Genomic DNA, 23965 nt, shown 5'->3' with positions numbered 1-23965 from the left:
ACACTTCGTCGGGTGATGAAAGACGAACTCGGCGACGTCGAGCCCGCACCGCGACCCCCGCAACCGCGGGTCACCTTCGCGGCGGCCGTCCGCGGCGGTGTGCGCAAGTCCTTCCAGGCGAGGGACCGCGCCTCGCGCAGCGAGTTCTGGCTGTTCGCCCTCTTCTACGGGGCCTTGATCTGCGCGCTCCTGATCTTCCTGGTTGCGATACCGGAGAACCTGCACTGGTTGGGGATCCTCGTCTACGCCGCGGGCGCGAACGCGGGGTTGATCCCGTTCATCGCCGTCGGCATCCGGCGGCTGCACGACACGGGCCGCAGCGGCTTCTGGTGCCTGCTCCTGCCCACCTGCTTCTTCTTCATCGTGCTGGTCTTCTGGGTGGAGCCGAGCCGACCGCACGCGAACCAGTACGGCCCCTGACCGCACGAACCACCTAGCCGTCCGCCGCGTTCCGGCTAGGTGGTTCTCGCCGACGCGTTCCGCCCGGGGCCGGTGCCAGGGTCGACGTCGTGAGTGGAACGACGGTTCAGGAGGCGCCGACGCGGGCGGCGCGGGCGACGGTGCTGGGCGCGGCCGGGTTGACGATCATGTCGGCGGCGCTGATCGCGCCGAGCCTGCCCGCGATGACCGGCGCGTTCGCGGGCGCTGACGTGCTGGTGCGACTGGCGTTGACGATCACGTCGCTGGCGATCGCGATCAGCGCGCCGATCTCCGGCGCGGTCGCCGACCGGCTCGGCCGCCGCCCGCTGCTGGTCGGCGCACTGGCGCTGTACGCGGTGGCGGGCACGGCGGGCTACTTCGCGACCGGCCTGGGACCGCTGCTGGTGACGCGGGTGCTGCTCGGGGTCGCGGTCGGCGGGCTCATGACCGCGGTCAGCGCGCTGATCACCGACTGGTTCGACGGGCGGCGCCGGGCCACGTTCCTCGGGATGCAGCAGGCCGCGGCGAGCCTCGGCGGTGTCGTCTTCCTGCCGCTGGCGGGGGTGCTGGCGGCGGTGGACTGGCGGCTGCCGTTCTGGCTCTACGCCGCCGGTGCGCTGGTGCTGCCGTTCGCGCTGCGGGCGGTCCGGGGAACTCCGCGCACCGCGGACCGGCCCGCCGCCGGCCGGGTCCGGAACAGCGGGCGGATCGGCCGGATCTACCTGCTGGCGCTGGTGGCGACGCTCGTGTTCTACATGGCGCCGACGCAGCTGCCGTTCCTGCTGGCCGGTTTCCACCTCGGCCCGGCGGTCACCGGTGCCGTCGTCGCGTGCAGCACGCTGACCGGCGCGGTCGGCGCGCTGGCCTTCCCGGCGTTGCGCGGCAGGCTCGCCCCGCGCGTGCTCACGGCGGGCAGCACCGCGCTGCTCGGGCTGGGCTGGGTGGTGATCGGCATCGCCGGTTCCGCCGGGCCGGTCGTGCTCGGACTGCTCGTCGGCGGCGTCGGCGTCGGGCTGGTGGTCCCCGACCTGAACCTGCGGCTCGCCGAGCTCGCGGCGCCCGCCAGCCGCGGGCGGGTGCTCAGCGGACTGGTCACCGGGATCTTCCTCGGCCAGTTCCTGTCGCCGCTGGTCGCGCAACCGCTCATCGAGGTTGCCGGGATCTCCGGCGCCTTCACCTGGACCGGCGCGGCGCTGGCCGCGGCCGCGTGCACCGCTGCGGCGCTGCACCGCAACGAGAGGAAATCCTGATGATCTACCACGGAAACCGGTTCACCTTCCGAGCCGACGCGGACCCGGAACGCGTCGAGGAGGCGCTGGAGAGCCTGCGCAACCAGGGCCGGACCATCCCGGCGGTGCGGTCCTTCGTCGTCGGCCCGGACCACGGCGGCGAGTACGACCACGGCGCCGTCTTCGTGCTGGCCGACCTGGACGGCTACCAGGAGTACCTGGTGCACCCGGCGCACCTCGCCACCGACCGCGTCGGGTTGCCGCTGGTGGACAGGTTCGCGTCGTTCGACATCACCGACGACCCGGACCCCGGGCTCGCCGAGAAGATCGCGGAGCTGCACCGGCGGCGGTACGACGGCATGCCGGACATCGCCGCGCTCGTCGCAGGACTCGGCGAGTACCGCGGCAGCGCCGCCCCCGGACAGCATGGCGAGCGGGTCAGGGAGTGATTCCCGGGAGGTCGCGGAGCTGCCGTCGCGAGGTGACGCCGAGCTTGCGGAAGATGTTGCGCAGGTGGGCGTCGACCGTGCGCGGGCTGAGGAACAGCCGTTCCGCGACCTCCTTCGACGTCGCGCCCGTCGCCACCTGCCGCGCGATGTGCCGTTCCTGGAGGGTGAGTTCCGCTGCGGCGGCCGCGGGACGTCCGGTGACCCGTCCTCCCGCCGCGCGCAGCTCATCGGCGGCGCGGTCGGCGAACGCGGTCATCCCGAGGTCGGCGAGTTCCCGGTGCGCGGCGCGCAAGGTCTCCCGGGCTTCGAGCCCGCGGTTGCGCCTGCGCAGCCATTCCCCGTACAGCAGCCGGGCCCGCGCCCGGTGCGGGGCAGTCGGTGAACCGTCGAGGTGGTCGAGGGCCTCCCGGTAGTCGTCCTCGTCCCCGCTGATCAACGCGCGGGCGCAGGCGGCGACGCCGAGGCCCCACGCCGAGCCACCGGCCCGGGTGCGTTCGGCGAGCGAGTCGGCGGCGGCTTCGGCGGCGGCCCGCGCACCGCAGCGGGAAGCGGCCTCGACCAGTTCGGGCAGCGCGATCCCGGCGAGGAACAGGTCGCCGGGCCCCGTCGCCGCCTCGGCCGCGGCCAGTGCCGCCCGGTAGTCGCCGCGGCCGTTGTGCAGCAGCGCGGTGGCCCAGTGCAGGTTGGCGGCGAGCTGCCCGGCACCGTCCCCCTCTCCACCCAGCCGCGCCAGTTCCCCGTGGTCCCCGCGCATCGCGGCCAGGTGCAGGCGCGGGTACCGCAGCGGCGGTTCCCCCGCGGCGTCGGCGATGGCCTCCTCCTCGGCGATCGCCGACGCGGCGGCGGCGAAGTCACCGGCGAGCACGGCGCCGGACGCGGTCTGGGCGAGGCCGAGCCGCACGACCATCGGCGAGCCGGAGGCGCGGCCCGCCCGCACGATCCGGCCGGTGACGTCGGCGTGCGCGTCCAAGTCCCACAGCTCGGCCGCGATCATGGCGGCGAGCGCGGGGCGGGCGGCGATCGCGGCGTCGTCGGCGACGGCGGCGCGCAGCAGCGGGCCCGCCGCCCGGTGGCCGCGCGTCTCCAACGCCACCAGCGCGTCGAGGACGTCCGGCGGCCCCGGTGCGGGCGCGGCAGCGTCCAGCACCGCGTCGAGCACCCCGGACGCCCGGCCCACCACCAGCGCCATCTCCAACGCGTCCAGGTGGTGCTCCCGGGACACCGCCGGGTCCACTTCGGACATGCGCTGGGCGGCGCGGAGCATGAACACCGGCCCGTCCTCGCCGCCCGCGGCGAACGCGATCCGGCCGCGCAGCAGGTCGGCCTCGGCGCGCCGCCGCTCGTCGAGGCCGCCGGTGGCCGCGGTCGCGAGCAGCTCGGCCGCCGCCTCGACGCCGCCCGCCGCGAGCCGGGCCCGCACGGCCGCGAACGTGCGGTCGGTGCGGCGCACCGGGTCCAGCGACAGCGCCGCCGCGCGTTCGAGGACGGCGGCGGTCGCCGCGACACCGCCGCGCGCGCCGGCCCGGGCCGCGGCCGACTCCAGTTCCGCGGCCACGTCCTCGTCGGGGCCGGTGCCGGACTGGCCGCGGTGCCACGCGCGGCGGTCCGGGTCGGCGACCGGGTCCGCGACGGCGGCGAGCGCCCGGTGCGCGGCGTGGCGCTGTTCGGCGTCGGCGGCGCGGAGGACGGCGGACCTGGCCAGCGGATGGCAGAACCTGATCCGCGTGCCGAACTCGGCGAGTCCGGACGTCTCCGCCACCGCGGCGGCCCCGCCGTCGATGCGGAGTTCGCGGGCGGCGGCCCACACCGGCACCGGGTCGCCGGCCGGTTCGGCCGCGGCGACGACCAGCAGCGCCCGGGCGGTCGCGGGCAGCCGCGCGAACCTGGTGCGGAAGGAACGCTCGATCCGGTGCGGCACGGACGAGGTCACCGGTGGCTCACCGCCCTCCCCCGGCAACTCCAGCAGTGCCAACGGGTTCCCGCGCGCCTCGGCGAGGATGCGGTCCCGCACCTGCTCGTCGCGCGTGGCGCGCAACAACCGGCGCGCCTGCGCCTCGGGCAGTCCGCCGAGCAGCAGCCCGGGGAGTTCGTCGAACCCGTTCCGGGCCGCGAACACCATCGCCACGGGTTCCTCGGCGATCCGCCGCGCGACGAACGCCAGCACCTTCGCCGAGGCGTGGTCCAGCCAGTGGGCGTCGTCGATCACGCAGAGCACCGGTCGTTCCCGCCGGGCGTCGCCGATCAGTTCCAGCACCGCCAGCCCGATGCGGAACGCGTCGGGCGCACCGGCCGAACCGAAGGCGTTGCGCAGCGCCTCCGGCACCTCCGCGACCCGCCCGAGCAGCGGCAGGCACAGCTGGTGCAGCCCGGCGAACGGCAGCTCCGACTCGAATTCGACCCCGGACGCCTCGGCGACCAGGAACCCGTCCGCCCGGCGGAGGTGGTCGAGCAGCGCGCTCTTGCCGATGCCCGGCTCCCCGCGCAGCACCAGCGCGCCGCCACGCCCCTCGGCCGCGGCCCGGGTCAGCTGTTCGAGCCGGCGAAGCTCCTCGTCCCGCCCGACGAGCGGCGACACCGTGCGCATGCGGCGAGATTACCGGCGCCGCGGACGGCGAGGCGCACGCGATTCCCGCTCGCGGCCGAGCGCCCGTCGACCGGAGCGCCGTCCTGGGGACCGTCGGCGGACTCCGCGCCGGGCTCGGCCGCGGGTTCCACGTCAGGTGAGTGGCCCACTCGCCCCATCAGCCGAGTCGGGTGAGCCGTTCACCGGCGGGGATTGGGCGGTGCGGCGGCGGGATTTTCGAATTGGGCGCGTTCGGTCGAAGATGCGTAACGATCATGCTTCACGGGGCGAATTCACCGACAGAGGTGTTACCTTCGGTGCACCATGAGTATTCCGGGTTGCTTATGCAGGCGCCAGGGGGCGCCAGCTGCGGATACTTCGCTCTCAGACCGTGCGGATTTCGCGGGCGAAACCGCACTTGTGCAGCATTTCTCCACTGATCAGGCATCAATCCCACTCATCCGAGTGACGCGAAGTAATGGCATCCCCACTCCCCTTCGCCGCGTCTTTACAATGAATTCCTCCAGGCGATCGAACCATAAAGCGGGAAGTTTCCAACAAGGCAGTGATCGAGGAATGCTTCCCCGAACGAGGCTGCTTTCCGCGGCCTCGTCCCGCCGGGTCCACGATCAGCGGAGGGGATTACCATGCCACGACCTTGGGAAGCGGACGCGTCTGCGACCTTTCGAAGAAGACTGGGAAAATCCGCGCTCGAACTCGGCCACACCGACGACGAACCGACCTGCCCGGACATCTGGGAGCTGGACAACGGCGACGTCGCCGTGATCGGACGCGACCTCACCGATTCCTACGCCGGCGCACTGCCGCACGGGGTGAACGTCGGATTCGACGAACGGCTCGTCGTCATCCCCGGATCGATGCTCAGGTCCGCGAAGGGGGACATCCCTGATGAGTGACACGACATCGATCACCGAACTCCGGGCCTCGATCTCCGGGGACGAGCTGACGCTCGACGAGTACCTCGCCGATTTCAACGAACGGTTCTGGAGACCGGGGAACACCATCGCTTGGAAGCTCGAACGCAGGCAGACGTTCCGGCAACCGGAGAGCCCCAGCTGGAATGCCTTCAACGCAGGGGACTGGGACCGGTCGCTGCGGCTGCTCGAAGAACGGCGACCGAAACTTCGGGACTACTTCGACCGGGTCGCGGCGCACGGCTTCAGCGTGCACCGCGTGCGGGTCGTGACCGAACCACTGAGCCCTTACCTGGTCTGGGAGCTGAACTCGCTGCTGATCCGGCACCAGGCCGGTGCCGCGGTCAGCATCGTCAACGCCGACCTGCTGGAGCAGTGGGAGCGGAACGGCCCGCTGCCGGAGATCTTCGTGATCGGCCCGGACACCGTGTACGAAGTCGAGTACGACTCGGAAGGCGAGGCCGTCGGCGCGATTCGCTGCATCGACCGGGCGACCGCGGACCGCTGGATGATTCTGATCGATGCCCTGGACCGCTCAGGGGAACAGATCGACGCGTACTTCGATCGAGCAGTGGCGGGATTGCGACCCGCGGGTTGCGACGCGCCGTCCGTCTGAGCCGGGGTGGGTGCCATGCCGACGCGGGGCGGCGACGAGTCCAGGAACGAACTCTCCGGCAGAGCGCGGGAAGTGGTGCAGGCCGGCCGGGTCGAGGGCGGCATCCACTTCCACAACCCGGGCGGTCCGGAAGGCGGCGTACCCCGCCAGTTGCCCGCCGACGCGCCGGGATTCGTGAACCGGAGCACCGAACTCGACCAGCTGGACCTGCTGCTGCCGGACGACGAGACGGGGCGCACGACGGCGCCGTGCGTGGTGGTCGGCACCGCCGGAGTGGGCAAGACGTCGCTGGCCGTGCACTGGGCGCACCGGATGGCGCCGCGCTTCCCGGACGGGCAGCTGTACGTCGACCTGCACGGCTACGACCCGGGTCCGCTGGTCACGCCCGATCAGGCGTTGGACCGCTTCCTGCGCGCGCTGAACGTGCCCGGCGCGCAGATCCCGGCGGACCTGGAGTCGCGGGCGGCCCTGTTCCGCTCGCTGCTGGCCGGGCGACGGATGCTGGTGGTGCTGGACAACGCGGCGACCGTCGGGCAGGTGCGCCCGCTGCTGCCGGGCAGCGGTGCGTGCCTCACGCTGATCACCAGTCGCAGCAGGCTTTCCGGGCTGGTCGCGCGGGACGGTGCGCGGCGGGTGACGCTCGGCGTCCTGCCCGAGCAGGAGGCGGTCCGGTTGCTGCGGAGCCTCGCCGCCGGGCATCGCGGGCCGGACGACGACGCGGAGCTGGACGAACTGGCCCGGTTGTGCGCGCGGCTGCCGCTCGCGCTGCGGATCGCGGCGGAACGCGCGATCAGCAGGCCGACCGCGCCGCTGCGCGACCTCATCGAGGAGTTGCGGGACGAATCCGCGCTGTGGGACGCGTTGACCGCGGGCGATGACGACGACGCCGACGCGGTGCGCTCCGTGTTCGCCTGGTCCTACCGGGCGCTGTCGAAGGATGCGAGCCGCCTGTTCCGGCTGCTCGGACTGCACCCCGGCAAGGACTTCGGGTCGGCCGCGGCGTCCGCGCTGGCCGACGTGCCGGTGAGCCGCGCGCGCCGGCTGCTGGACGACCTGGCGGGCGCACACCTGCTGGAGCAGCCGCGGCCGGACCGGTACGAGTTCCACGACCTGCTCCGCGCCTACGCCACCGACCAGGCGCGCACCGAGGAATCCGTCGACACCGCCCGCGCCGCGCTGGAGCGGGCGGTGCGCTGGTACGCGGCGGGCGCCGACCGGGCGGTGCGGATGCTCGCCCCGGGGCACCGGCGACCGGCGGGCGAGGATTCCGGTGCGCCGGTCCCGGAGTTCGGCACCCCGGACGAGGCGGCGCGCTGGTACGAGCGGGAGCGGGTGAACCTGGTCGCCGCCACGCGGGCCGCCGCGGACGCGGGCCTGCACGAGGCGGCGTGCCGGCTCCCCGCGGTGCTGCGCGGCATCTACGCGGGCCGGAACCAGTTCGACGACTGGTTCGCCACCAGCACCATCGGGCTCGGGGCGGCGCGCGCCTGCGGGGATCGCCACGCCGAGGCCGACATGCTGGAGAGCTTGGGCAAGGCGCACACCCAGGCGGCGCGGCGAGGCGAGGGAATCCGGTTCCAGCTGGCCGCGCTCGAACTGCGCCGGGAGCTCGGTGATCGGGTGGGCGAACTGGCCTCCACCAACGCGGTGGGCATGGCACACCTGCGCGGGCACGAGCTGGAGCGGGCGCTGCGCATGTTCGAGCAGACGCGGCGGCTGGCGACCGAAGCCGGGGACGAGTACTGGATCGCGGTGTCCACCAACGGCACCGCGAACGTCCATTTAGGACTCGAATCGTTCGAGGAGGCGGCCGAGCTGCTCCGGGACGCGGTGCACCGCTACACCCGGCTCGGTTCCCCCGGCGGCCGCGGCGACGCGTTGCGCGGACTCAGCCACGCCCACCGGGGTCTCGGGCGCCCGGACGACGCGCTGCGGTTCGTCGAGGCGGCGCTGGTGACCGCGCACGAGCACGAGAACCGGGCGTGGGAGGCGTACTGGTCGCTCGAACTCGGGCGGGTGCAGGTCGATCTCGGCCATCCGTCCGAAGCCCTGGAGTCGTTCCACCGGTCGGCCGCGATGCAGCGCAGGCCCGCCGACCACGCCCGGGAAGCGGAGGCGATCGACGCGGTGGGCACCGCTTACCGGGCCCTGGACCGCGCCGACGAAGCCGCCCGGTTTCACCGGACGGCGGCGAAGTCGTTCCGCGAGCTCGACGACCCGTGGTGGCTCGCCACCGTCCTGGACCACCTCGCCACCGCCCTCGGCTGGGTCGGGGACGAAGCCGAGCAGGCCCGGCAGGAGGCCGCGGAGCTGCTCACCGGGTTCACCGACCCGGCTTCGCTGCGCGCCCGCGCCCGCCTGCTCGGCACCTGATCTCCACGCCTACAAGGAGATCGTGACCTTGCCGCGGACGTGGCCGCGTTCGACGTAGGTGTGGGCGTCGGCGGTTTCCGCGAAGGGGAAGGTCCGCTCGATCTGCGGCGTGTAGCGGCCTTCCCGGCCCAGTTCCGCTGCTTCCGCCAGGTACGCGGGGTTGTTCTCGGCGTTCGCCAAGTGCACGCCCAGGCTCGCGGCGCCCGCGTGATCGGCGACCGTGGACACGCGGCCGGGCTCCCCGACGATCGCCACGAGGTCCGCCAGCGAACCGGAAGCGGCGGTGTCCAGCGCGACGTCCACGCCGTTCGGCGCGAGGCGGGCGACGCGTTCGGCGAGCCCCGGCCCGTAGGTGGTGGGCGCGGCGCCCAGCGACGCGAGGTAGGCGTGGTTGCGCTCGCTCGCCGTGGCGATCACGGTGGCGCCGCGGGCGACGGCGATCTCCACCGCCGCGCTCCCCACTCCCCCGGCACCGCCTTCCACCAGCAGCGTCCGGCCGTGCAGCGGGCCGAGCGGGTTCAGCCCGCCGATCGCGGTGACCGAGGCCAGGCCCGCGCCGGCGGCCTGCGCGTCGTCCCACTCGTCGGGCGCGGGCGCCCACGCCGACAGGACCGCGAACTCCGCCGTCGCACCGGTGACACCGCCCAGCCCGAACACGCGGTCGCCCAGGTCCACACCGGACACGTCGGGGCCGATCTCGTCGACGACGCCCGCGGCGTCGCGGCCCGGGATCGCGGGCAGTTCCAGCGGCAGGAAGTCGCGGACCGCACCGGAACGCACCTTCCAGTCGACCGGGTTCACCCCGGCCGCCGCGACCCGGATGCGGACCTCACCGGGGCCGGGGTGCGGTTCGGGCACCTCGTCGACCACCAAGTTCTCCACGCCGCCGTACTGGTGGTACCTGACCGCACGCATGTCGCCCCGTCCTCCCGGATGCCGTCGTGGACTGCCGCCACACGATCACCATACGGAAGAAACACCGACCCGGCCGCGAAGCGCCGACCGCCGCGACCGGGCGCCGATCCGACCAGGTGAATGACCCCTTCGCCCAGTCCGGCTGGGCCAATGGGTCATTCACCTGGTGATCTGGACGGGGACTCAGCCGTCGAAGCGGCCGGATCTGATCGCCCGCACCAACGGGGTGACGGCGGCCCTCAGCGTCGGGCCGGTCGGGTTCTTGGAGTCTCTGATCTCGTCGAGGGTCGTCGTCACCTCGACGCACGTCGAGGTGTTCTGGCTGCGGGTCGACTTGATCCAGACCTGGGTGGTGGTCACCGAATGCTCCCTTCGCTGTAGCCCCTCGGACGCCGCCGCATCGAGTGAACGGCCCGTTGACGAGCCTTCCTGGGCGAATCGGTCGTCCACCTGGTGATCTGCTCGGCGTCAGGCGTCGAAGCGGCCGGACTTGATCGCCTGTACCAAGGGCGCGACGGCGGCCTTCAGCGTTGGGCCGGTCGGGTCCTTGGAGTCTCTGATCTCGTCGAGGGTCGTCGTCACTTCGACGCACGTCGCGGTGTTCTGGCTGCGGGTCGATTTGATCCATCTCGAAGTGGCGGTCATGGAGTTGCCCTCCTCGTGGGTCGGTGCCGATCCGGACCTGTCAGCGGCCGAGCACGGGACCAGCTCCCGCAGCAGACGAGCGCCGCACCAGCGCGACTCGGCGTCGTCCTCCAACAGCGCTTCCTCAGCCAGCGCCTTGGCAAGCTTGCGGGGTCGGTTCCGGTGCCGTGCTCGGGTCCTTCGCCACGCGCAGGCAGGTCCGCCAGTCGTGCTGCATCAGTTTCGAGACCTCGGATGCCAAGCTCAGGACTCGCACCTTCTCGTCCTCTTCCAAGACCTCGATGATCACTGGCACGTCGTCGCGGTGCGCCCTCTTCGACAACACCGCGATGGCGTTCGTGCGGAGGGTGGCGGTCGTTCCGACGCGCGCCCAACCTCGTAGGTGCTCCGCACCCGGATCGCCGGTGTCGATCGAGCGGGCGAGCTCGGCGCAGGTCTTGTGGTGGGCAGGCATCGCCCGCGGATGCGTGATGTCCTGGCGATGCGACATGCTGCTCCTCCCGGCGGGCCGCGCCGGCGTCAGCCGTCGAAGCAGCCGGACTTGATGGCCTGCACCAAGGGCGCGACGGCGGCCTTCAGGGTCGGGCCGGTCGGGTCCTTGGAATCTCTGATCTCGTCGAACGTCGTGGCCACCTCGACGCACGTCGAGGTGTTCTGACTGCGGGTCGATTTGATCCAGCGCGGAGTGGTCGGCACGGGGTACTCCCTCGGGGTGTCGTCCGGCGGGCACCGCATCAGGTGAATGGCCCATCGGACCGACGTCTCTGGGCTGATGGGCCATTCACCTGGTGATCTGGACGGGACTTCAGACGTCGAAGCGGCCGGACTTGATCGCCCGGACCAACGGGGCGACGGCGGCCTTCAGCGTCGGGCCTGTCGGGTCCTTGGAATCTCTGATCTCGTCGAACGTCGTCGTCACCTCGACGCACGACGCCGTGTTCTGACTGCGGGTGGACTTGATCCAGGTGCGTTCCGCACTCATCGGCGCTCCTCCATCCTCCTGACGAGGTCCGCGATGATGGCTCGAGACTCGTGCGCGTTCCGCGACACTCGCTCGACCATGCCGACGGCTTCCCGATAGATCTTCACATCGGCCTGCTCGTGCAGGAAGAGTCCGGACTTACGATTCTCCAAATGGACGACCTCCTCTAGCCCGGATCGGGTGATCAAAAAGAGTCCCTCAAGCCCTGGGTGCCAACCGCTGGCGAACGGAACGATCCGGACCTCGACGTTCGGTTTGGCCGCCATATGCCCCAGAAAACGGAGCTGATCCAGCATGATGGCCTTGCTTCCGACGACTTGACGCAGCGCAGCCTCACCGATGAAGACGACGACCTCGGCGGGCTGCGGCCCGGTTATCGCGTCCCTTCGAGTGATCCGACGCGAGATTCGATCATCGATTTCAGACTTGGCCACGCCGCCGCCTTCCATGACTGCGGCGATGTAATCACTCGTTTGCAGCAGCCCAGGTATCACCAACGGAGCTACTTCGATGATCTGATCTGCCCGCCGCTCCAAGTCGATCAGAGCCTCCAACTGCTGCCGCTGCGCCGGAAGGGTCGTCGCCACCCAGTTGGGGGCGTCGGCTCCGTGCGCGAGGTCGACGACCTCGTCGTACCGCGCGCCGTTGACGCCCAGCGAGGTCAGCACCTGCGCCACCTGTTCGGGGCGCGGTGTCCGATCACCCGTCTCCCAGCGCGAAAGCACCCCGGGGTCGCGTTCGAGTCGTTTCGCGAGCGCGCGCAACGTCAACCCGTTCTCCTCGCGGGCCTGTCGCAGCGCCTTTCCCAATGCCTGGTTCTTCGGAGTTCTCGCCATTCGCGCTCCGTGTCGTCGCTCCCGCGAGATCGCATCCGTCGCGGGCCCACCTATCTGATCACCCGATGCGGCTAGTACCGCGCCGTTGTCGGCGAAACCGCCTGCGGTCCATGGTTCTCGGACATCGGCGAGCCGATCCGGGCATGATGCCAGCCCACCCCGACAGCGGAACCGGGGGCAGCGAAAATCCGAAGGAGTGCAACGATGAATTCGTTCCAGAGCAGCGCGGCGGGAACTCCGCTCCGACCCGATGACAGCCCGATCGGACAGTTCCACTTCGGAATTACCCACAATCGGGAGGACCGATTCTCCGACGCATCCATCTCGGCGTGGGCGGCCTCCCGCGGTCCGGTGGACACGCGGTGGCACGCGGTGGGCCGGGCCGGTGGCGGGGCGCTGGCCGCGGAGTGCGGGACCTACGTCTACGGACCGGTGCACCTGCGGCGGTCCCCGTGGATTCCGGACGGGGTGGCGGATCGGGCGATGTGCCAGGCCTGCGCACGGCGGTCCGCATGAGTTCCCGGCACTTCTGGCGGCCCGCGGCGGACGGGGTGCGGCACGCGTTCCCCGGCCCGCGGTGGAACGGAGGCCCTGAAGCCACCTCGGTGTGCGGCGTGCGCACCACGATGCCCGCGGAACCGTCCGAAGAGGACTGGGTGCGGGCGCCGTCCTGCACCGACTGCAACGCCGTGCTGCACGCGGCGCGCGGCACCGGGGTTTGACACCGGCGATCACGGGAACCCTCGTCGTCGGAGATCCCACTAGCAGGGGGACGCACCGGAACCGGCTAGTCCTCGACGCGCTCGCACGGCACAACCCACCGCCACAGCAAGAGATCCTCGGCCCGCCGCGCTGACTCCCCGACCAGCCGCGGGCCGGGGCCTCGCCACTCCGGCGAGGTCAGGCCGGGCGCGGTCCCTCCCCGACCGCCCGGCCGAGCAGGAAGGAGCCCGGCCGGGCACTCCCCCACATCCCGGCCGGGCTTCCCCGCTAACGGCTCCGGTCGCGCTGGAACCGGTTCCGGTCGCGCAGCAACGGGTTCCGGCTGCACCGCACCGATCTTCGACCGCACCGAATCGGATTTCGACAGGGATGCAACGGTTTTCGTCCGCACCGAATCGGCTTTCAGTTGCGGCGTGCCCCATCTCGACCGCACCGCACCGGGCTCAGGTGAGCCCGAACGTCAACCGCAGGTCCACGATCTGCTGCTCGCCCGCCACCCACGCCAGCGGCGCGTGCTGCACGACGATGCCGGTCGGTTCGCGCAGCAGCGGGCGGCTCCCGGCGTCGGTCGGCCACTCCACGTCGCCGGTGGCGGTGCGGGCGGGGACGAGCCAGTGGTCGCCGGTGCGGTACGCGGGCCGGTTCGGGTCGGTGCGCTTGAAGTGCACCTCCACGCCGTCCTCCAACCGCAGCCACCGCCCTTCCTCCACCGGGATCGCACCGCCGCGCATCGGGCGGGTCGGGGCGCCGGGCTGCCTGCTGCCTTCGCGCTGGTCCCAGCGGCGCAGGAACGGGTGCAGCAGCGGGTCCCGGCCGACCTCGGGTTCCGCCGAGAGCCGCACCCGGCGCTCCGGCAGGTCCAGCTCTTCCACCTGCAGCAGCGGTTCCGGCTCCGACCGGCTCGTGTACGCGGTGTCCACGACCTCCACCAGGTCGCCGACGTCCAGGTCCAGCTTCTCGTCCCCGCCCAGCGAGGCCAGCGCCACCCAGGTGCCGTCGACCTCCTCGATCGGGAAGACGACCGACCCGTTCTCCCGGGACCACTTGAAGGTGGCGCCGGATTCCGCACCGCCCTCGTGGATCTCCACCCGGTACAGCTGGTTCTCCGGGCCGCGGTAGCGGGCCTCCGGGTGCACCAGGCACGGATCGGTGTCCGCGTCGGCGGGCCGCTTGCTGCGCGCCGCCAGCAACGGGCGCTGGGCGCGCTGCTGCCGGGACCACTCGTCGAACGCCTCGCGCACGGCTTCCGCGGGCGCATCCGCGTTCGTGACGCCGAGTTCGGCGGCGGGCAGCGCCAGCACCTGCCACACCACCTTCACCCGCGCCGAGGTGTCGGGGGCCGCGGTGCCCAGCGCCACCTCCCGCAGCTGCGGGTCCTCGGCGGCGGTCACGATCCGCTCCCACACCTTGAGGTACACCAGGTACGGCTCGTCCGGCAGCCGATCCGCGGGCGATTCCACGTCCCGGAACCCGTCCGGCTGGTCCCAGTACGTCCAGCTGGACGGCTGCTCCACCGCCGGCACCGGCTCGTCCTCGTCCGGCACCGCCTCGCCCGGCGCCGGGCGGTAGGCGTCGCAGCGGATGCCGCCCACGTAGTAGCGGCCACCGCCGATCGCCAGGTCCGTCAACCCGTGCGGACCGGCGATCCGCTCGATGCCGAAGCCGGTCGCGTCCACCGGGCCGCCGTGCGGGCCGATCAGGTCGGTGAGCACCGTCCGCTGCTCGTGCAACTGGATCAGCGCCTGCTCGTTCGCGTCCGAATCCAGCTGGACGCGGCCCTGCTGGGCGACCACCGCGGAATAGCCGCGCTCCGGCCGGAAGTTGATGCGGGACAGGTCTGCGTGCATGTCGGAAGCGTCCTCTCGTGCTGGAGATCAGGAGACGAAGATCAGGCCCGCGTCGGCGCCCGCCGGGACGTGCTCGGCCAGCCGCGCGCGCAGGTCGTCCTCCCGCTGCGGCTCGTACAGGTCGTGGAACGCACCGAGCTCCGAACCGTCCTCGGCGCCGCGGCGGATCGGTGCCGGGCAGTTCGCCGCCAGCCGCGCGTAGTCCGGCGTGCCGTAGCGGACCGACTCGAACACCGGCCGCACCCCCGCCACCACGTCCCCCGGGCAGCGGTGCCTGCGCGGAGTGCGGGAACCGGGCGGCACGAAGCTGTAGCGCAGGTCGCCGATGCCGCGGCGGGCCACGTGCATCCGGCCGGTGAACAGGGTGTTCTCCGCCAGTCGCACCGCGTGCGCGTGCACCTCGCCGAACACGGTGCTGCGGTGCGCGTGCAGTTCCGCGTGCGCGTGCCGGCAGTCCGGGGCGGACAGCGCCTCCCGGTCGTGCCCGGTGGCGTCGAGGACGCTGTCGCGCAGGTGGATCGGCAGCGGATCGGTGCTCACCTCGTCGCCGATGACCGTGATCGAGCCGAGCACGCTGCGGTCGATCTCCACGCAGGCGGTGGTGCGGTCCAGCAGCAGGCTCGGTTCGCCGGGGGCGTGCGGCGCGCACTCCGCCTCCAGCGACCAGCCCGGCACCAGCGTGCAGTGCCGGATCTCCAGCGCCGCCAGCGGCCCGGTCACGCTGATGCCGCGGCCGGTGACGAGCAGGCCGTCCAGCACCACCCGCGGTCGCCGCCCCTCCGGAACCTCCTGCGGCACGCGGATGTTCAGCGCGTCCGGGCGGTTGCTGTAGGTGTCGAGCAGCCGGATCACCGGGCGCTTCCCGTCGGCGGCGCGCAGCTGCAACCGCTCGTCCGGGCCCAGGTCGAAGTCCAGCTCCTCCTGGTGCGCGCCGTTGTGCGCGATCTCGATGACGCAGTCGGGCGCACCGCCGGAGTCGCGCTCGTCCCGCCACGCCTGGTAGGCGTCGAGGATCAGCACGTGCTCCTCCCCCGGGCCGACCCGCCGGACCCGCGCGTGCGGCGGGGTCTCCGGGTCGCGCGGGTATTCGCCGCCGCCGATGTCCGCGGAGAACGCGTGGTGGTAGTCCACCGACACCCCGTCGCGCGGCGCCGACCGCGAGCCGAACGCGATCCGGCCCAGCACCGGGTCGACCGCCACCTGCCCGTACCCGGGCCGGTAGCGCCTGCCCGTCAGGTCCGCGATCGTGATCGCCGCCGGCGGCACCGGCGCGTCCTGCCCGTCCAGCCGGATCGCGAAGCTCTTGCCCGGCCCGTAGTAGTCCGCCAGCCGGTCCGCGACCTGCCTGCGCCGCAACCGGGCGGGCACGTTGTCCAAGGTGGCGATGTGCGTCGCCGACGGCTCCGGCACCGGTTTCGTCACCAGCGGCACGTCGTTGCCCAGGATGGAGAACGTGTAGAGGCTGCGGGTGCGGTCGATGCAGTACGCGGGAGCGCCCGTCACCGGCTGCGGCCGCAGCCGCCACGCGAACAGCGCCACGCCCGCCGGGGTGAGACCGCCGCGCCGGTGCCGCGATCCGGCGCGCCGCACGTCGGCGGACCGGGCGACGGTGCCGAACGGGCCGCCCGCCAGGTCCAGCGCCGTCGATTCGCGCAGGTCCGCGAGCCTGCCGCGCCGCAACCGGGCGGCGTCGCCCGCGCCGTGCAGCCGCACCGGCTGCTGGTGCGCGACCAGCCGGGACAGTTCCACGGCGCGAGCCGGCCACCCGGCGGTTCCGGCGGCGAGTTCCTCCAGCAGCGGCAGCGTTCCCTTGCGCCGCCGGTGCGCGACGGTAGCCGCCACGTCGCGGCGCGGGGCGAGCGCTTCGGCGAGCCGCCGTCGCGCCTCCGCCGGGTCGCCGCCGTCGCGGAGACCGGCGGTGCCGACCCGCTCGTAGCCGGGCAGCCGGTGGTAGCCGACGAGTTCGCCCAGGTACGGCAGCGCCCACTCGGCGGCGGTCTCCACGAACCAGTCGTCGTACTGCTGCTCCACCGCATCGCGCACCAGGTCGAGCTGTTCGCCGACGACGGCGAGCAGTGCGCGCAGCGGTTCGCCCTGTTCATCGTCGCGCAACCGGTGCCAGGCGGGCAGCAGGTTCGCGAGCGCGTCCGGTTCCCTGCTCATCGGGTGACCTCCGTGAGGATCAGCGAGTCCGGCGACAGCAGCGCCAGCTGGGCGGGGCGCAGCCCGCGATGCACGAACACGCGGCGGCCCGGTTCGAGCCGCGCGGTGCCGGTGATGTCGGGGTTGCGCCGCAGCAGGTCGCGCAGCGCGATCCCGTTGCGGGTGGCGATCTCGGTGAGCGTCTCGCCGCCCGGTTCGGTGACGCGGTAGCGCTGCTCGACGTACTCCGCGAGGCGCGCGGGCACCACTTCGGCGGTGCCGTCCGAGGTGCTCCCCCGGAACACGTCGACGTCCACGTAGGACACTCCGGGAACGGATTGCGCGGTGGCGAGCACCTCCGACCGCAGCGCGGGCTGCCCCAGCTCCCGCCCGGCGAAGCCGAGTTCCGCCAGCAGCGCCCGCCGGACCCGCGGGGCCACCACGTCCCACGCGTGATCGCGTTCCAGCCGGATGTTCGCCGCGACCTCCAGCGGCACCGGCTCGCGCGGCTCCACCCGCACCGGCAGCCGCGGGTCCCCGTACTCGTCCAGCGCCGCCCGCAGCGCGCGCAGCAGGTCGCCGTCCGGTGCGAGCGGCAGGTCGTCGATCCCGGCCACGGTCAGGTGCAGCAGCTCCCGCCTGCCGTCGAAGACGCGCCGCGCCGCCGCCCGCCCGATTCCGGCGCGGGAGCGGGCGAAGTCCTCGTAGTCCTGCACCGACACCAGCCGGTCCAGCGCCGACACCGCCAGCGGCACCGTGCGCCGGGTCAGCGCCGGACCGTCCGCATCCGAACCACCGGTCGCGGGCAGCGGGTTGGTGACCCCGGTGACGCCCAGCGGCCGGGTCACGGGCTGGGTGATGCGGTCCGGGCCGACGTTCGCGGCGCGGCCGGTGCCGAACCGGTAGCGGGCCCGCACGTTCTCCTGCCCGGTGGGCAGCCGCGCGCCGTGCACGCCGTCGCCGAAGGTCACCGTGGTGCGCCCGGACGCGTCGCCGCCGACCACGTAGACCCGTTCGGTCGGTCCGCGCCCGGCGAGGCTGTCCACCGGGTGCCAGCGCAGCCCGTCCACCCGGACCTCCAGCGCCGGGGTGGCGCCGAGCGGGGTGTCGGCGGGCAGCCACGTCAGCGGCGACTGCCACAGCGCGAACGTCTGGTGCGCCCGGCCCGCGTCGCCGCTGCCGATCGGCTCGTCGCGGCTCTCGCCGTGCGTGGCGGGCACGACGTTGCCGTGCACCACCACGGTGTCCCGCCGGTAGCGGTGCCGCAGGTCGGCGGTCAGGGTGAGCACCGTGTGCGGGTGGTCGCCCGGCAGCTCCGGGTCCAGCGCGGTGTCCGCGGCGGCGAGGACGGCGACCTCGGTGCCGGTCTCCCCCGGCGGATCGGCCAGTTCCCCGGACACGACCAGGTACCTGCCGGGCCGCAGGCCTTCGTGCAGGTCGGCGAGTTCGAGGGTGTTGCCGCGCACCTCCTCGTCCAGCGGTTCGTCCGCCGGCCGCAGCGGCTCGCCGCCTGCCAGGGCGGTGGCGTCGCGGATGTCGGAGAGCTGCCGGTCCTGGTCGTCCAGCCACGGATCGGCGAGGGTGAGCTCGGTGGCGCGGCCGGTGATGCCGTAGCGGGTGCCGGCGGTGGTGCGGACCGCGGTGACGCGGGTGACGACGCGTGCCAGCGCCGGATCACCCGGAATCCCGCCGGGCGCGCCCTTCCGGGGGCGCAGCACGACGACGCGGCTGCCGGTGGTGATCTCCTCGTGCACCCCGTCCAGCACCAGGAGGCGTTCGCCGCCCGGGTACGGCGCGGTGGTGAAGGTGATCTCCACGTTCGCCGGTTCCCCACCGGCGCCGTAGCGGGCGGTGAGCCGGTACGGGCCGACGAACGCGGTCCGCTCCTGCTGCGGCGCCAGGTCCCAGTCCTCCCGGGACCCGTTCCGCACTCCGACGTGCACCAGCCCCTGCTCGTCCGGGCGGGAGACCGTCAGGGTGCAGACGGGCAGGTCCGGCAGCAGCCGGACGGTGACGCCCGCCGGGTTCTCGGCGCGCGGGCTCGGGCTGGGCCGCGCCGGGTCGGGCGCGGAGAGCTCGACGCGGCCGCCGCCGAACTCGAAGTCGGCCTCGGCGGGCAGCTGTTCGACGTGCCTGCTGCCGCCGCCCGGGTCGGTGCGCTCGAACTCGGCGCGCACCGGCCGGGTGCCGCCCGCGTCGAACGCGATGCGCACGCTGGTGCGGGTGCCGCCGGGCAGCGGCCAGTCCGACTGGCGCACGACCTGTCCCGCCCGGTCCTGCACCGGTTGCAGCGGGGCGGTGGCGCCGAACGGGGCGGCGGTCACCCGCATCGCGACCATTTCGCGGAGCACTCCGGCAGGTGCGGCGGTGCGGGCGGGCGCGGCGGTGCGGGCGGGCGCGGTGGTGCGGGCGGGCGCGGCGGTGCGGGCAGGTGCGGCGGTGCGGGCGGGCGCGCCGGCGGCCGGTGCCAGGCCCAGCGCCCGGTCCCGCAGTTCGGCGACGACGGCCCGCAGCCTGCCGAACCAGTCGGCGACCGGTTCGCGGGATTCGGCGAGCACTTCGGCTTCGGCGAGCCGGTCCAGGGGTTCGGCCAACCGCAGCGCGAGCTGGGCGGGCGAGCCGATCGCGGGCAGTTCGGCGCGCAGCGGGGCGAGGACCTGGGCGTCGAACTCCTCGATGAGGGTGCTGGCGGGCCGCGGGTTCGGCAGCTGTGGGGACGGTTCCCCGGTGCCGGGGGTGAGCCACTCGCCGAGTTCGGCGCGCAGCTCCGCCAGCGTCGGCGGCGGCGCCTGCTGCAGCGAGATCGCGGTGACGTCCTCGTCCCGGTCCACCCGCACCGCGCCGACGGGCCGCAGCAGCTGCTGGTCGCCGAAGTCGAACAGCAGGTTCTCCCCGGTGCGCAACGAGATCGCGGTCCCGGCGACGTAGATCTCCGAGCGCTGCGCCAGTTCCGGGACCGTGAGCAGCGCCGGCCGCCTGCGCCGCACCGCGAGCCGGTTCCACGTCCAGCGGGCGACGAGGTCCTCGCCGGTCTCGAACACCACTGATTCGGCCTCGGCGGCGCCGGGCACGCTGTTGCTGCGCGCGCCGCGCGGGATGAGCACGGTGGCGTCCGCGTCCCGCGGGTCCCGGTCCAAGGCGTAGGCCAGGTAGGTGCTCGCGGCGACGCCGGGCCGCGGCCGGTGCCCGACGAGCCTGCCGAGCATCGCCAGCGACCGGTGGTCGTCGGCGGTGCCCAGGTAGCCCTCGTCGGCGATCCGCTCGGAGTGGAACGTGAGCAGATCACCGAGCACCGCCCACGCGTCGAGCAGCCCGATCGCCGGATCGTCGGTGGTGCGCACGGTCAGCCCGCGCAGCTCCGGGTAGGCGGGTGAGGCGAGCCGGTCGAGCATCGCGGCGAGGAACGTGCCGTGCTCCCCCGCCCGCAGGTCCAGCGCCGACCGGCCCGGCGGGTTGTGCGGCCGGTCCGGGGCGCGCCGTTCGTCGTGGCGGTCGCAGCCGCATCCGCATCCGCTCACCGCGCACCCCCGAAGTCCAGGTGGAGCACGCCGTTCTCGGGGCGCTCCGGGTCGTTGTCGCAGCAGGCGACCTCCAGCGGCGCGATCCGCAGCAGGCCCGCGTCGAGTTCGCCGTCGTCGTCGTGGAAGGCGCGTCGCAGCCGGGTGACCTGCGCGCTGCGCACCCCGGGCACGGCGGTGGCGGCGGCGACGAGCCTGCTCAGCCGCACCGGTTCGCCGAAGCTCAGCGCGTCGGGGTGGAAGAACCCGAGCGCCCCGCCGCGCAGCCGCCGCCTGCCGAACGCGCGCAGCAGGTCGGCGATGATCGGCCCGCGCTGGTGGCCGGGTGCGGCGCAGATCCGCAACGCGATCTCCAGCGGCACCTGCCGGGCCGGGCGCACCACCAGCTGGTGGCCGATGCGGCGGTGCCGTTCCAGCAGGTCGGTGACCTCGGCGAGCAGGTCCGGGCCGGGGGTGCCGGTGCGCTCGGCGTCGACGGCGACGTGCACCTCGCGGGAGCTGCCGCTCCAGCGGATCTCGGCGGCGGCGCGCTGCACCCCGGGCACTCCCCCGGCGAGTTCGGCGTAGTCGGCGGCGGTGACGGCGCGCGGCCGGGTGCGGCGCAGGTCCAGCGGCGCGAGCTGGCGCACCTGCTCCACCGGTTCCGGTTCGGTGCCACCGGTGGCGGGCAGCGGATTGCGCACCACCACACCCGGCAGCGGTTCGCCGTCCGGTTTCCGGTTCAGCACCAGGCGATCGATGGCTTCGGCGCCGACGTTGCCCGTCGTGCCGCCACCGACCCGGTAGTGGACGTCCAGCGCGGCACCGGGTTCCGGTGGCGCGCCGCAGCGCCCGTCGCCGAAACGCAGCGCGAGCCGCCCGTCGTCGTCGAGCTCGCCGACGAAGTGGCGGTCGCGCGGCCCGCTGCCGAGCAGGTCGCGGCGCGGTTCCCACCGGTGTGCGCCGTCGGTGACGCGCACGGCGGGCAGCGCGGCCCGCGGGTCCTGCTGCTGCGTGGCGGGCCCGTGCAGCACCGGGTCGCCGGGATGCAGCCCGGTGGCGTGCTGCTCGCCCCAGCTCTGCCCGATCTCCCAGGCGATGTCGGGGCCGAGGACGGTGCCCGCGTGGGCGCGGGCGGTGAGCACCGCGAGCCTGCGCCGCTTGGTGGCGAGCAGGTGGTCGGCGCGGTGCAGCAGGTCGCGCAGCGCCCGCACCGGGTGCCGCCGCAGTTCGAGGCGTTCCAGCAGGTCCCGGTCGAACAGCACGGCCAGCTCGTCGACCTCCTCGTCGGCGAGGCCGTCGGAGTCGCGGGCGCTGCGCCACAGCTCCACCAGCCGCTCGCGCACCTCGCCGGGAATCGCGGCGAGCCGGGCGGCCTGGCCGGCGGCGAGGTGCGCGGGAAGCGGGTGCGGCACGGCCTGCACCACCGGGGTGCGGTGCAGGACGGGCCGGAAGCGGGGCCGGATTCCCGGGTAGACGGAGTGGGCGAGCAGCCGCCGCAGCGCCCCGGCCTGCTCGTGCGCGGTGCTGGGCACGACCTCTTCCTGCCTGCGACCGGCGTGTTCGAGCTCGATGCCCGCCCGAGTGGTGGCGGGTTCGCCGAGCGCGGCGTGCAGCTCGCGGACGTCGTCGCCGGTGAGCTTCCGGCCGCCGCGGGTGCGGTCCAAGAGGAACCCGAGCAGTTCGGCGGGCTCGTTGCCGTCGGTGCGGTCCCGGCAGCCCGATGCGTCGCAGGAACCGAGCACCGCGGGTTCGGGCGGCACCACGACCCGGTCCGGGGTGCGCCGGGTGCGACCGTGGTCGACGAGGGCGACGTTGCCGCGCGCCACGCTCACGTCCGGGATCGGTGCGCAGTCGTAGCCGCCGGTGGAACTCAGGCAGAGCGGGAAGCGCAGCGCGTCCTCGCGCCCCCAGGTCACCTCCAGCACCGGTTGCGCCAGCAGCGCGTCCTCGCCGGGAGTGGTGGCGGTGAGCCGCACCGCCTGCCTGCGCGTCGGGTCGGCGTCGCACGGGGTGCCGGTGACGGGACCGCGGACCTCTTCCAGCACCAGCAGGTCGCCGGGCCGCAGGTCCAGCGCCCGCTCGTCGTCGCGCAACGTCGCCGCGGTGGCTCCAGCGGGCAGCGTGCAGTCCTCGTCACCCCAGGTCCAGAACCGGATGCGGTTGTGCGCGGGCCGCAACCGGAACGGGCCGTCGGCGAGCGGCTCGAAGATCTCCACCGCGTCCTGCTCGTCGAGCTCGGCCAGCTCGTCCTCGTCCAGGACGGGTCCGGGCGCGGCCGGGTCGTGCGGTCCACGCGGGCGCAGATCCACCGCGGCGAACCGGAATTCGCCCGGTTCGAGGTCCAGTTCGGCGGCGGTCTCGGCGACGACGAAGGCGCGGGCGGCGCACCCGTCGTGCATCGGGTAGTCGATGAGCCGCACGTGCCTGCGCACCGACACGCGGCGCCGCGCGGTCTCCAGGTAGGCCTCGGTGGCGACCGCGTCCTGCTGGTAGCCGAGCTGGTCCGCGGTGTGCGCGAACAGTTCGACGAGGGTGACGCCGAGGTCCGGGGCGAGCCGTTCGGTCCAGCCCGGGGTGGTGAGCGCCAGCCGGTCCAGCAGCACCCGCTGCAGCGCGTCGTGGTCGCGGGCGGTGTAGTCGATCAGCGGTGCGGGTGCGGGTTCCGGTTCGCACGGCGGTGGCGCGGCGTGGTCGAACGGGGTGGGTCCGCCGGGGTGGAAGGTGAACTCGGCGCCGTGATAGCGCTGGTCGAACCCGGGGAACGGTTCCGCACCGGGCCTCCCGTGCGGATCGCTGTCCACTAAGGACAGTCGATATCGGGTGGTGTCGCCGGGGCGGTCGACGGTGACGAACATGCGGTCGTCCAGCTCCGGGTCCTTCTCCCGCTCCACGGTGACGTCGAGCGCGGTGATGCCGGTGATGCGGCGGCCGCCGTCGATGCGCACGTTCTCCGGTCGCACCCCGTGCGGGGCCTTGCCGATGAACGTGACGACGAGGGTGCGCCCGCCGTCGGCGGCCTCCACCGCGTCCACCCCGCCGAGCCGTGCCGCGCGGACCCGGGCCCGCCTGCCGTCGGTGCGGCAGTGCTGCTCGCTCATGCCCGCCTCCCCTCGAAGATCTCGTCGCGGTGTTCTCCGGTGGCGCGCACCAGGTAGCGCAGCCGCACCCGCACCACCTCGTCCTCGGCGGTGACGTCCAGCGCGTCGACTTCGACGAGGTGGCCGAGCCACCGCTGGAGCGCCGCGTGCACGGACAGCTCCACGGTCGCCGCGAGTTCCGGGCTGTTCGGCGCGAAGACCAGGTCGAGCAGGCCGCAGCCGAAGTCGGGTCGCATCACCCGCTCGCCGGGGCTGGTGAACAGCACCTGCTCGACGAGGTCGGCGAGGTGCTCGTGGTACCCGGCGCCGGCGGTGCGGCCGCGGCGGTCGATGCGGAACGGGAACGCGATGTGGGTCCTCATCACCGGCACCGCACCCCCCGCGAGTCGCCGCGGAACACCGGCGGCCCTTGCGGGCGCAGGTCGGCGCTGAAGCACTGCCCCGCCGTGTCGTCCAGCAGCGCGGGCACGCCGTCGACGAGCAGCGCGTCCGGTCGCGGCGTGAAGCGCGCGGTGCGGCACGGGCGCGCGAGGTGCGGGCACCCGTGCACCGCGTACGCCTCGCCGGTGGTGCGCACGGCCTGCCCGTCGGCGCGGATCGCGGCGGCCGCGGTGGCGGCGACGATCCGCCCGCCGTGCGGGCAGTGCACCGCGGTCGCGGCGGTGACGAGGTTCCCTCCGGTCACGACTTCC

At 73.6% G+C, this 23965-nt stretch carries 22 protein-coding genes; 8 read left to right on the top strand and 14 right to left on the bottom strand.

The window, feature by feature from the left end:
- Positions 1–15 precede the first annotated feature (15 nt).
- The 3 genes from ABZ805_RS03110 to ABZ805_RS03100 all read left to right on the top strand — a co-directional run bounded on the left by ABZ805_RS03110 (position 16) and on the right by ABZ805_RS03100 (position 2098).
- The gene (locus ABZ805_RS03110) at positions 16–420 is read left to right on the top strand and encodes a DUF805 domain-containing protein (RefSeq protein ID WP_358433523.1); all 405 of its coding nucleotides are present in this window, start codon (positions 16–18) and stop codon (positions 418–420) included.
- Positions 421–509: 89 nt separating this feature from the next.
- Positions 510–1670, top strand: coding sequence for an MFS transporter (locus tag ABZ805_RS03105; RefSeq protein WP_358433467.1), 1161 nt, complete (start codon positions 510–512; stop codon positions 1668–1670).
- Positions 1670–2098, top strand: coding sequence for a Dabb family protein (locus ABZ805_RS03100; RefSeq protein ID WP_358433465.1), 429 nt, complete (start codon positions 1670–1672; stop codon positions 2096–2098). The genes ABZ805_RS03105 and ABZ805_RS03100 overlap by 1 nt, the downstream gene beginning before the upstream one ends.
- Here the strand turns inward: ABZ805_RS03100 and ABZ805_RS03095 are convergent.
- Positions 2088–4682, bottom strand: a complete 2595-nt coding sequence (locus ABZ805_RS03095) for an AAA family ATPase (protein ID WP_358433462.1) — start codon at positions 4680–4682, stop codon at positions 2088–2090. The genes ABZ805_RS03100 and ABZ805_RS03095 overlap by 11 nt on opposite strands.
- Before the next feature lie 626 nt (positions 4683–5308).
- On the opposite strand from ABZ805_RS03095, the gene ABZ805_RS03090 reads away from it, so the two are divergent.
- From ABZ805_RS03090 to ABZ805_RS03080, 3 genes are read left to right on the top strand one after another with little or no spacing between them, the layout of a single operon-like run.
- Positions 5309–5578, top strand: a complete 270-nt coding sequence (locus ABZ805_RS03090; protein ID WP_358433459.1) for a hypothetical protein — start codon at positions 5309–5311, stop codon at positions 5576–5578.
- Positions 5571–6212 carry a DUF6879 family protein gene (locus tag ABZ805_RS03085; RefSeq protein WP_358433456.1) on the top strand — a complete coding sequence of 214 codons (642 nt, stop codon included), beginning with the start codon at positions 5571–5573 and terminating at the stop codon, positions 6210–6212. The genes ABZ805_RS03090 and ABZ805_RS03085 overlap by 8 nt, the downstream gene beginning before the upstream one ends.
- A 15-nt stretch (positions 6213–6227) precedes the next feature.
- On the top strand, positions 6228–8585 hold the full coding sequence (locus tag ABZ805_RS03080) for a hypothetical protein (protein WP_358433453.1): 2358 nt from the start codon (positions 6228–6230) through the stop codon (positions 8583–8585).
- A gap of 9 nt (positions 8586–8594) precedes the next feature.
- Here ABZ805_RS03080 and ABZ805_RS03075 read toward each other — a convergent pair whose 3' ends face one another.
- The 7 genes from ABZ805_RS03075 to ABZ805_RS03045 form a co-directional block, all read right to left on the bottom strand.
- Positions 8595–9500: an NADP-dependent oxidoreductase gene (locus tag ABZ805_RS03075; RefSeq protein ID WP_358433451.1), complete on the bottom strand. Its 906-nt coding sequence runs from the start codon at positions 9498–9500 to the stop codon at positions 8595–8597.
- A gap of 183 nt (positions 9501–9683) precedes the next feature.
- Positions 9684–9860, bottom strand: a complete 177-nt coding sequence (locus ABZ805_RS03070; RefSeq protein WP_358433448.1) for a DUF397 domain-containing protein — start codon at positions 9858–9860, stop codon at positions 9684–9686.
- A gap of 108 nt (positions 9861–9968) precedes the next feature.
- Positions 9969–10259: a DUF397 domain-containing protein gene (locus tag ABZ805_RS03065; protein WP_358433445.1), complete on the bottom strand. Its 291-nt coding sequence runs from the start codon at positions 10257–10259 to the stop codon at positions 9969–9971.
- Between the two features lie 10 nt (positions 10260–10269).
- Positions 10270–10635, bottom strand: coding sequence for a hypothetical protein (locus ABZ805_RS03060; protein WP_358433443.1), 366 nt, complete (start codon positions 10633–10635; stop codon positions 10270–10272).
- A 29-nt stretch (positions 10636–10664) separates the two neighbouring features.
- Complete coding sequence (locus ABZ805_RS03055; protein ID WP_358433440.1) at positions 10665–10841, bottom strand: DUF397 domain-containing protein; 177 nt, start codon at positions 10839–10841, stop codon at positions 10665–10667.
- A gap of 109 nt (positions 10842–10950) precedes the next feature.
- Entirely contained in the window at positions 10951–11127 is a 177-nt protein-coding gene (locus ABZ805_RS03050) for a DUF397 domain-containing protein (RefSeq protein ID WP_358433437.1), read from the bottom strand.
- On the bottom strand, positions 11124–11963 hold the full coding sequence (locus ABZ805_RS03045) for a helix-turn-helix transcriptional regulator (protein ID WP_358433434.1): 840 nt from the start codon (positions 11961–11963) through the stop codon (positions 11124–11126). The genes ABZ805_RS03050 and ABZ805_RS03045 overlap by 4 nt, the downstream gene beginning before the upstream one ends.
- Positions 11964–12314: 351 nt before the next feature.
- Here ABZ805_RS03045 and ABZ805_RS03040 point away from each other — a divergent pair, with 351 nt between their 5' ends.
- A complete protein-coding gene (locus ABZ805_RS03040) occupies positions 12315–12479 on the top strand; it encodes a hypothetical protein (protein WP_358433432.1) in 165 nt (54 codons plus the stop codon).
- On the top strand, positions 12476–12685 hold the full coding sequence (locus ABZ805_RS03035; RefSeq protein ID WP_358433429.1) for a zinc finger protein: 210 nt from the start codon (positions 12476–12478) through the stop codon (positions 12683–12685). Before ABZ805_RS03040 ends, ABZ805_RS03035 begins: the two co-directional genes overlap by 4 nt.
- Before the next feature lie 444 nt (positions 12686–13129).
- On the opposite strand, the gene ABZ805_RS03030 is transcribed toward ABZ805_RS03035, so the two are convergent.
- The 6 genes from ABZ805_RS03030 to ABZ805_RS03005 are packed head-to-tail and all read right to left on the bottom strand — an operon-like array spanning position 13130 to position 23958.
- Complete coding sequence (locus ABZ805_RS03030; RefSeq protein ID WP_358433426.1) at positions 13130–14533, bottom strand: DUF6519 domain-containing protein; 1404 nt, start codon at positions 14531–14533, stop codon at positions 13130–13132.
- Positions 14534–14560: 27 nt separating this feature from the next.
- Positions 14561–16696, bottom strand: a complete 2136-nt coding sequence (locus ABZ805_RS03025; RefSeq protein ID WP_358433423.1) for a hypothetical protein — start codon at positions 16694–16696, stop codon at positions 14561–14563.
- A complete protein-coding gene (locus tag ABZ805_RS03020; RefSeq protein ID WP_358433420.1) occupies positions 16693–20193 on the bottom strand; it encodes a putative baseplate assembly protein in 3501 nt (1166 codons plus the stop codon). The genes ABZ805_RS03025 and ABZ805_RS03020 overlap by 4 nt, the downstream gene beginning before the upstream one ends.
- Positions 20190–23273 carry a putative baseplate assembly protein gene (locus tag ABZ805_RS03015; protein WP_358433417.1) on the bottom strand — a complete coding sequence of 1028 codons (3084 nt, stop codon included), beginning with the start codon at positions 23271–23273 and terminating at the stop codon, positions 20190–20192. The genes ABZ805_RS03020 and ABZ805_RS03015 overlap by 4 nt, the downstream gene beginning before the upstream one ends.
- Positions 23270–23635 (bottom strand): GPW/gp25 family protein, encoded by a 366-nt coding sequence (locus ABZ805_RS03010; protein WP_358433414.1) that lies wholly within the window; start codon positions 23633–23635, stop codon positions 23270–23272. Before ABZ805_RS03010 ends, ABZ805_RS03015 begins: the two co-directional genes overlap by 4 nt.
- A complete protein-coding gene (locus tag ABZ805_RS03005) occupies positions 23635–23958 on the bottom strand; it encodes a hypothetical protein (RefSeq protein ID WP_358433412.1) in 324 nt (107 codons plus the stop codon). The genes ABZ805_RS03010 and ABZ805_RS03005 overlap by 1 nt, the downstream gene beginning before the upstream one ends.
- Positions 23959–23965: the final 7 nt, after the last annotated feature.

Source organism: Saccharopolyspora sp. NPDC047091 (assembly GCF_040643635.1).
GTDB lineage: Bacteria > Actinomycetota > Actinomycetes > Mycobacteriales > Pseudonocardiaceae > Saccharopolyspora_C.
Note: the sequence above shows the minus strand (reverse complement) of the source record. Positions and strands in the feature narration are given on the sequence as shown.

What these genes read in the sequence shown, in the direction of transcription:
- ABZ805_RS03110 (WP_358433523.1), top strand. Translation starts at nt 16, where the DNA reads ATGAAAGACGAACTCGGCGACGTCGAGCCCGCACCGCGACCCCCGCAA.
- ABZ805_RS03100 (WP_358433465.1), top strand. Translation starts at nt 1,670, where the DNA reads ATGATCTACCACGGAAACCGGTTCACCTTCCGAGCCGACGCGGACCCG.
- ABZ805_RS03095 (WP_358433462.1), bottom strand. Translation starts at nt 4,682, where the DNA reads ATGCGCACGGTGTCGCCGCTCGTCGGGCGGGACGAGGAGCTTCGCCGG.
- ABZ805_RS03090 (WP_358433459.1), top strand. Translation starts at nt 5,309, where the DNA reads ATGCCACGACCTTGGGAAGCGGACGCGTCTGCGACCTTTCGAAGAAGA.
- ABZ805_RS03085 (WP_358433456.1), top strand. Translation starts at nt 5,571, where the DNA reads ATGAGTGACACGACATCGATCACCGAACTCCGGGCCTCGATCTCCGGG.
- ABZ805_RS03080 (WP_358433453.1), top strand. Translation starts at nt 6,228, where the DNA reads ATGCCGACGCGGGGCGGCGACGAGTCCAGGAACGAACTCTCCGGCAGA.
- ABZ805_RS03075 (WP_358433451.1), bottom strand. Translation starts at nt 9,500, where the DNA reads ATGCGTGCGGTCAGGTACCACCAGTACGGCGGCGTGGAGAACTTGGTG.
- ABZ805_RS03060 (WP_358433443.1), bottom strand. Translation starts at nt 10,635, where the DNA reads ATGTCGCATCGCCAGGACATCACGCATCCGCGGGCGATGCCTGCCCAC.
- ABZ805_RS03050 (WP_358433437.1), bottom strand. Translation starts at nt 11,127, where the DNA reads ATGAGTGCGGAACGCACCTGGATCAAGTCCACCCGCAGTCAGAACACG.
- ABZ805_RS03045 (WP_358433434.1), bottom strand. Translation starts at nt 11,963, where the DNA reads ATGGCGAGAACTCCGAAGAACCAGGCATTGGGAAAGGCGCTGCGACAG.
- ABZ805_RS03035 (WP_358433429.1), top strand. Translation starts at nt 12,476, where the DNA reads ATGAGTTCCCGGCACTTCTGGCGGCCCGCGGCGGACGGGGTGCGGCAC.
- ABZ805_RS03030 (WP_358433426.1), bottom strand. Translation starts at nt 14,533, where the DNA reads ATGCACGCAGACCTGTCCCGCATCAACTTCCGGCCGGAGCGCGGCTAT.
- ABZ805_RS03025 (WP_358433423.1), bottom strand. Translation starts at nt 16,696, where the DNA reads ATGAGCAGGGAACCGGACGCGCTCGCGAACCTGCTGCCCGCCTGGCAC.
- ABZ805_RS03015 (WP_358433417.1), bottom strand. Translation starts at nt 23,273, where the DNA reads ATGAGCGAGCAGCACTGCCGCACCGACGGCAGGCGGGCCCGGGTCCGC.
- ABZ805_RS03010 (WP_358433414.1), bottom strand. Translation starts at nt 23,635, where the DNA reads ATGAGGACCCACATCGCGTTCCCGTTCCGCATCGACCGCCGCGGCCGC.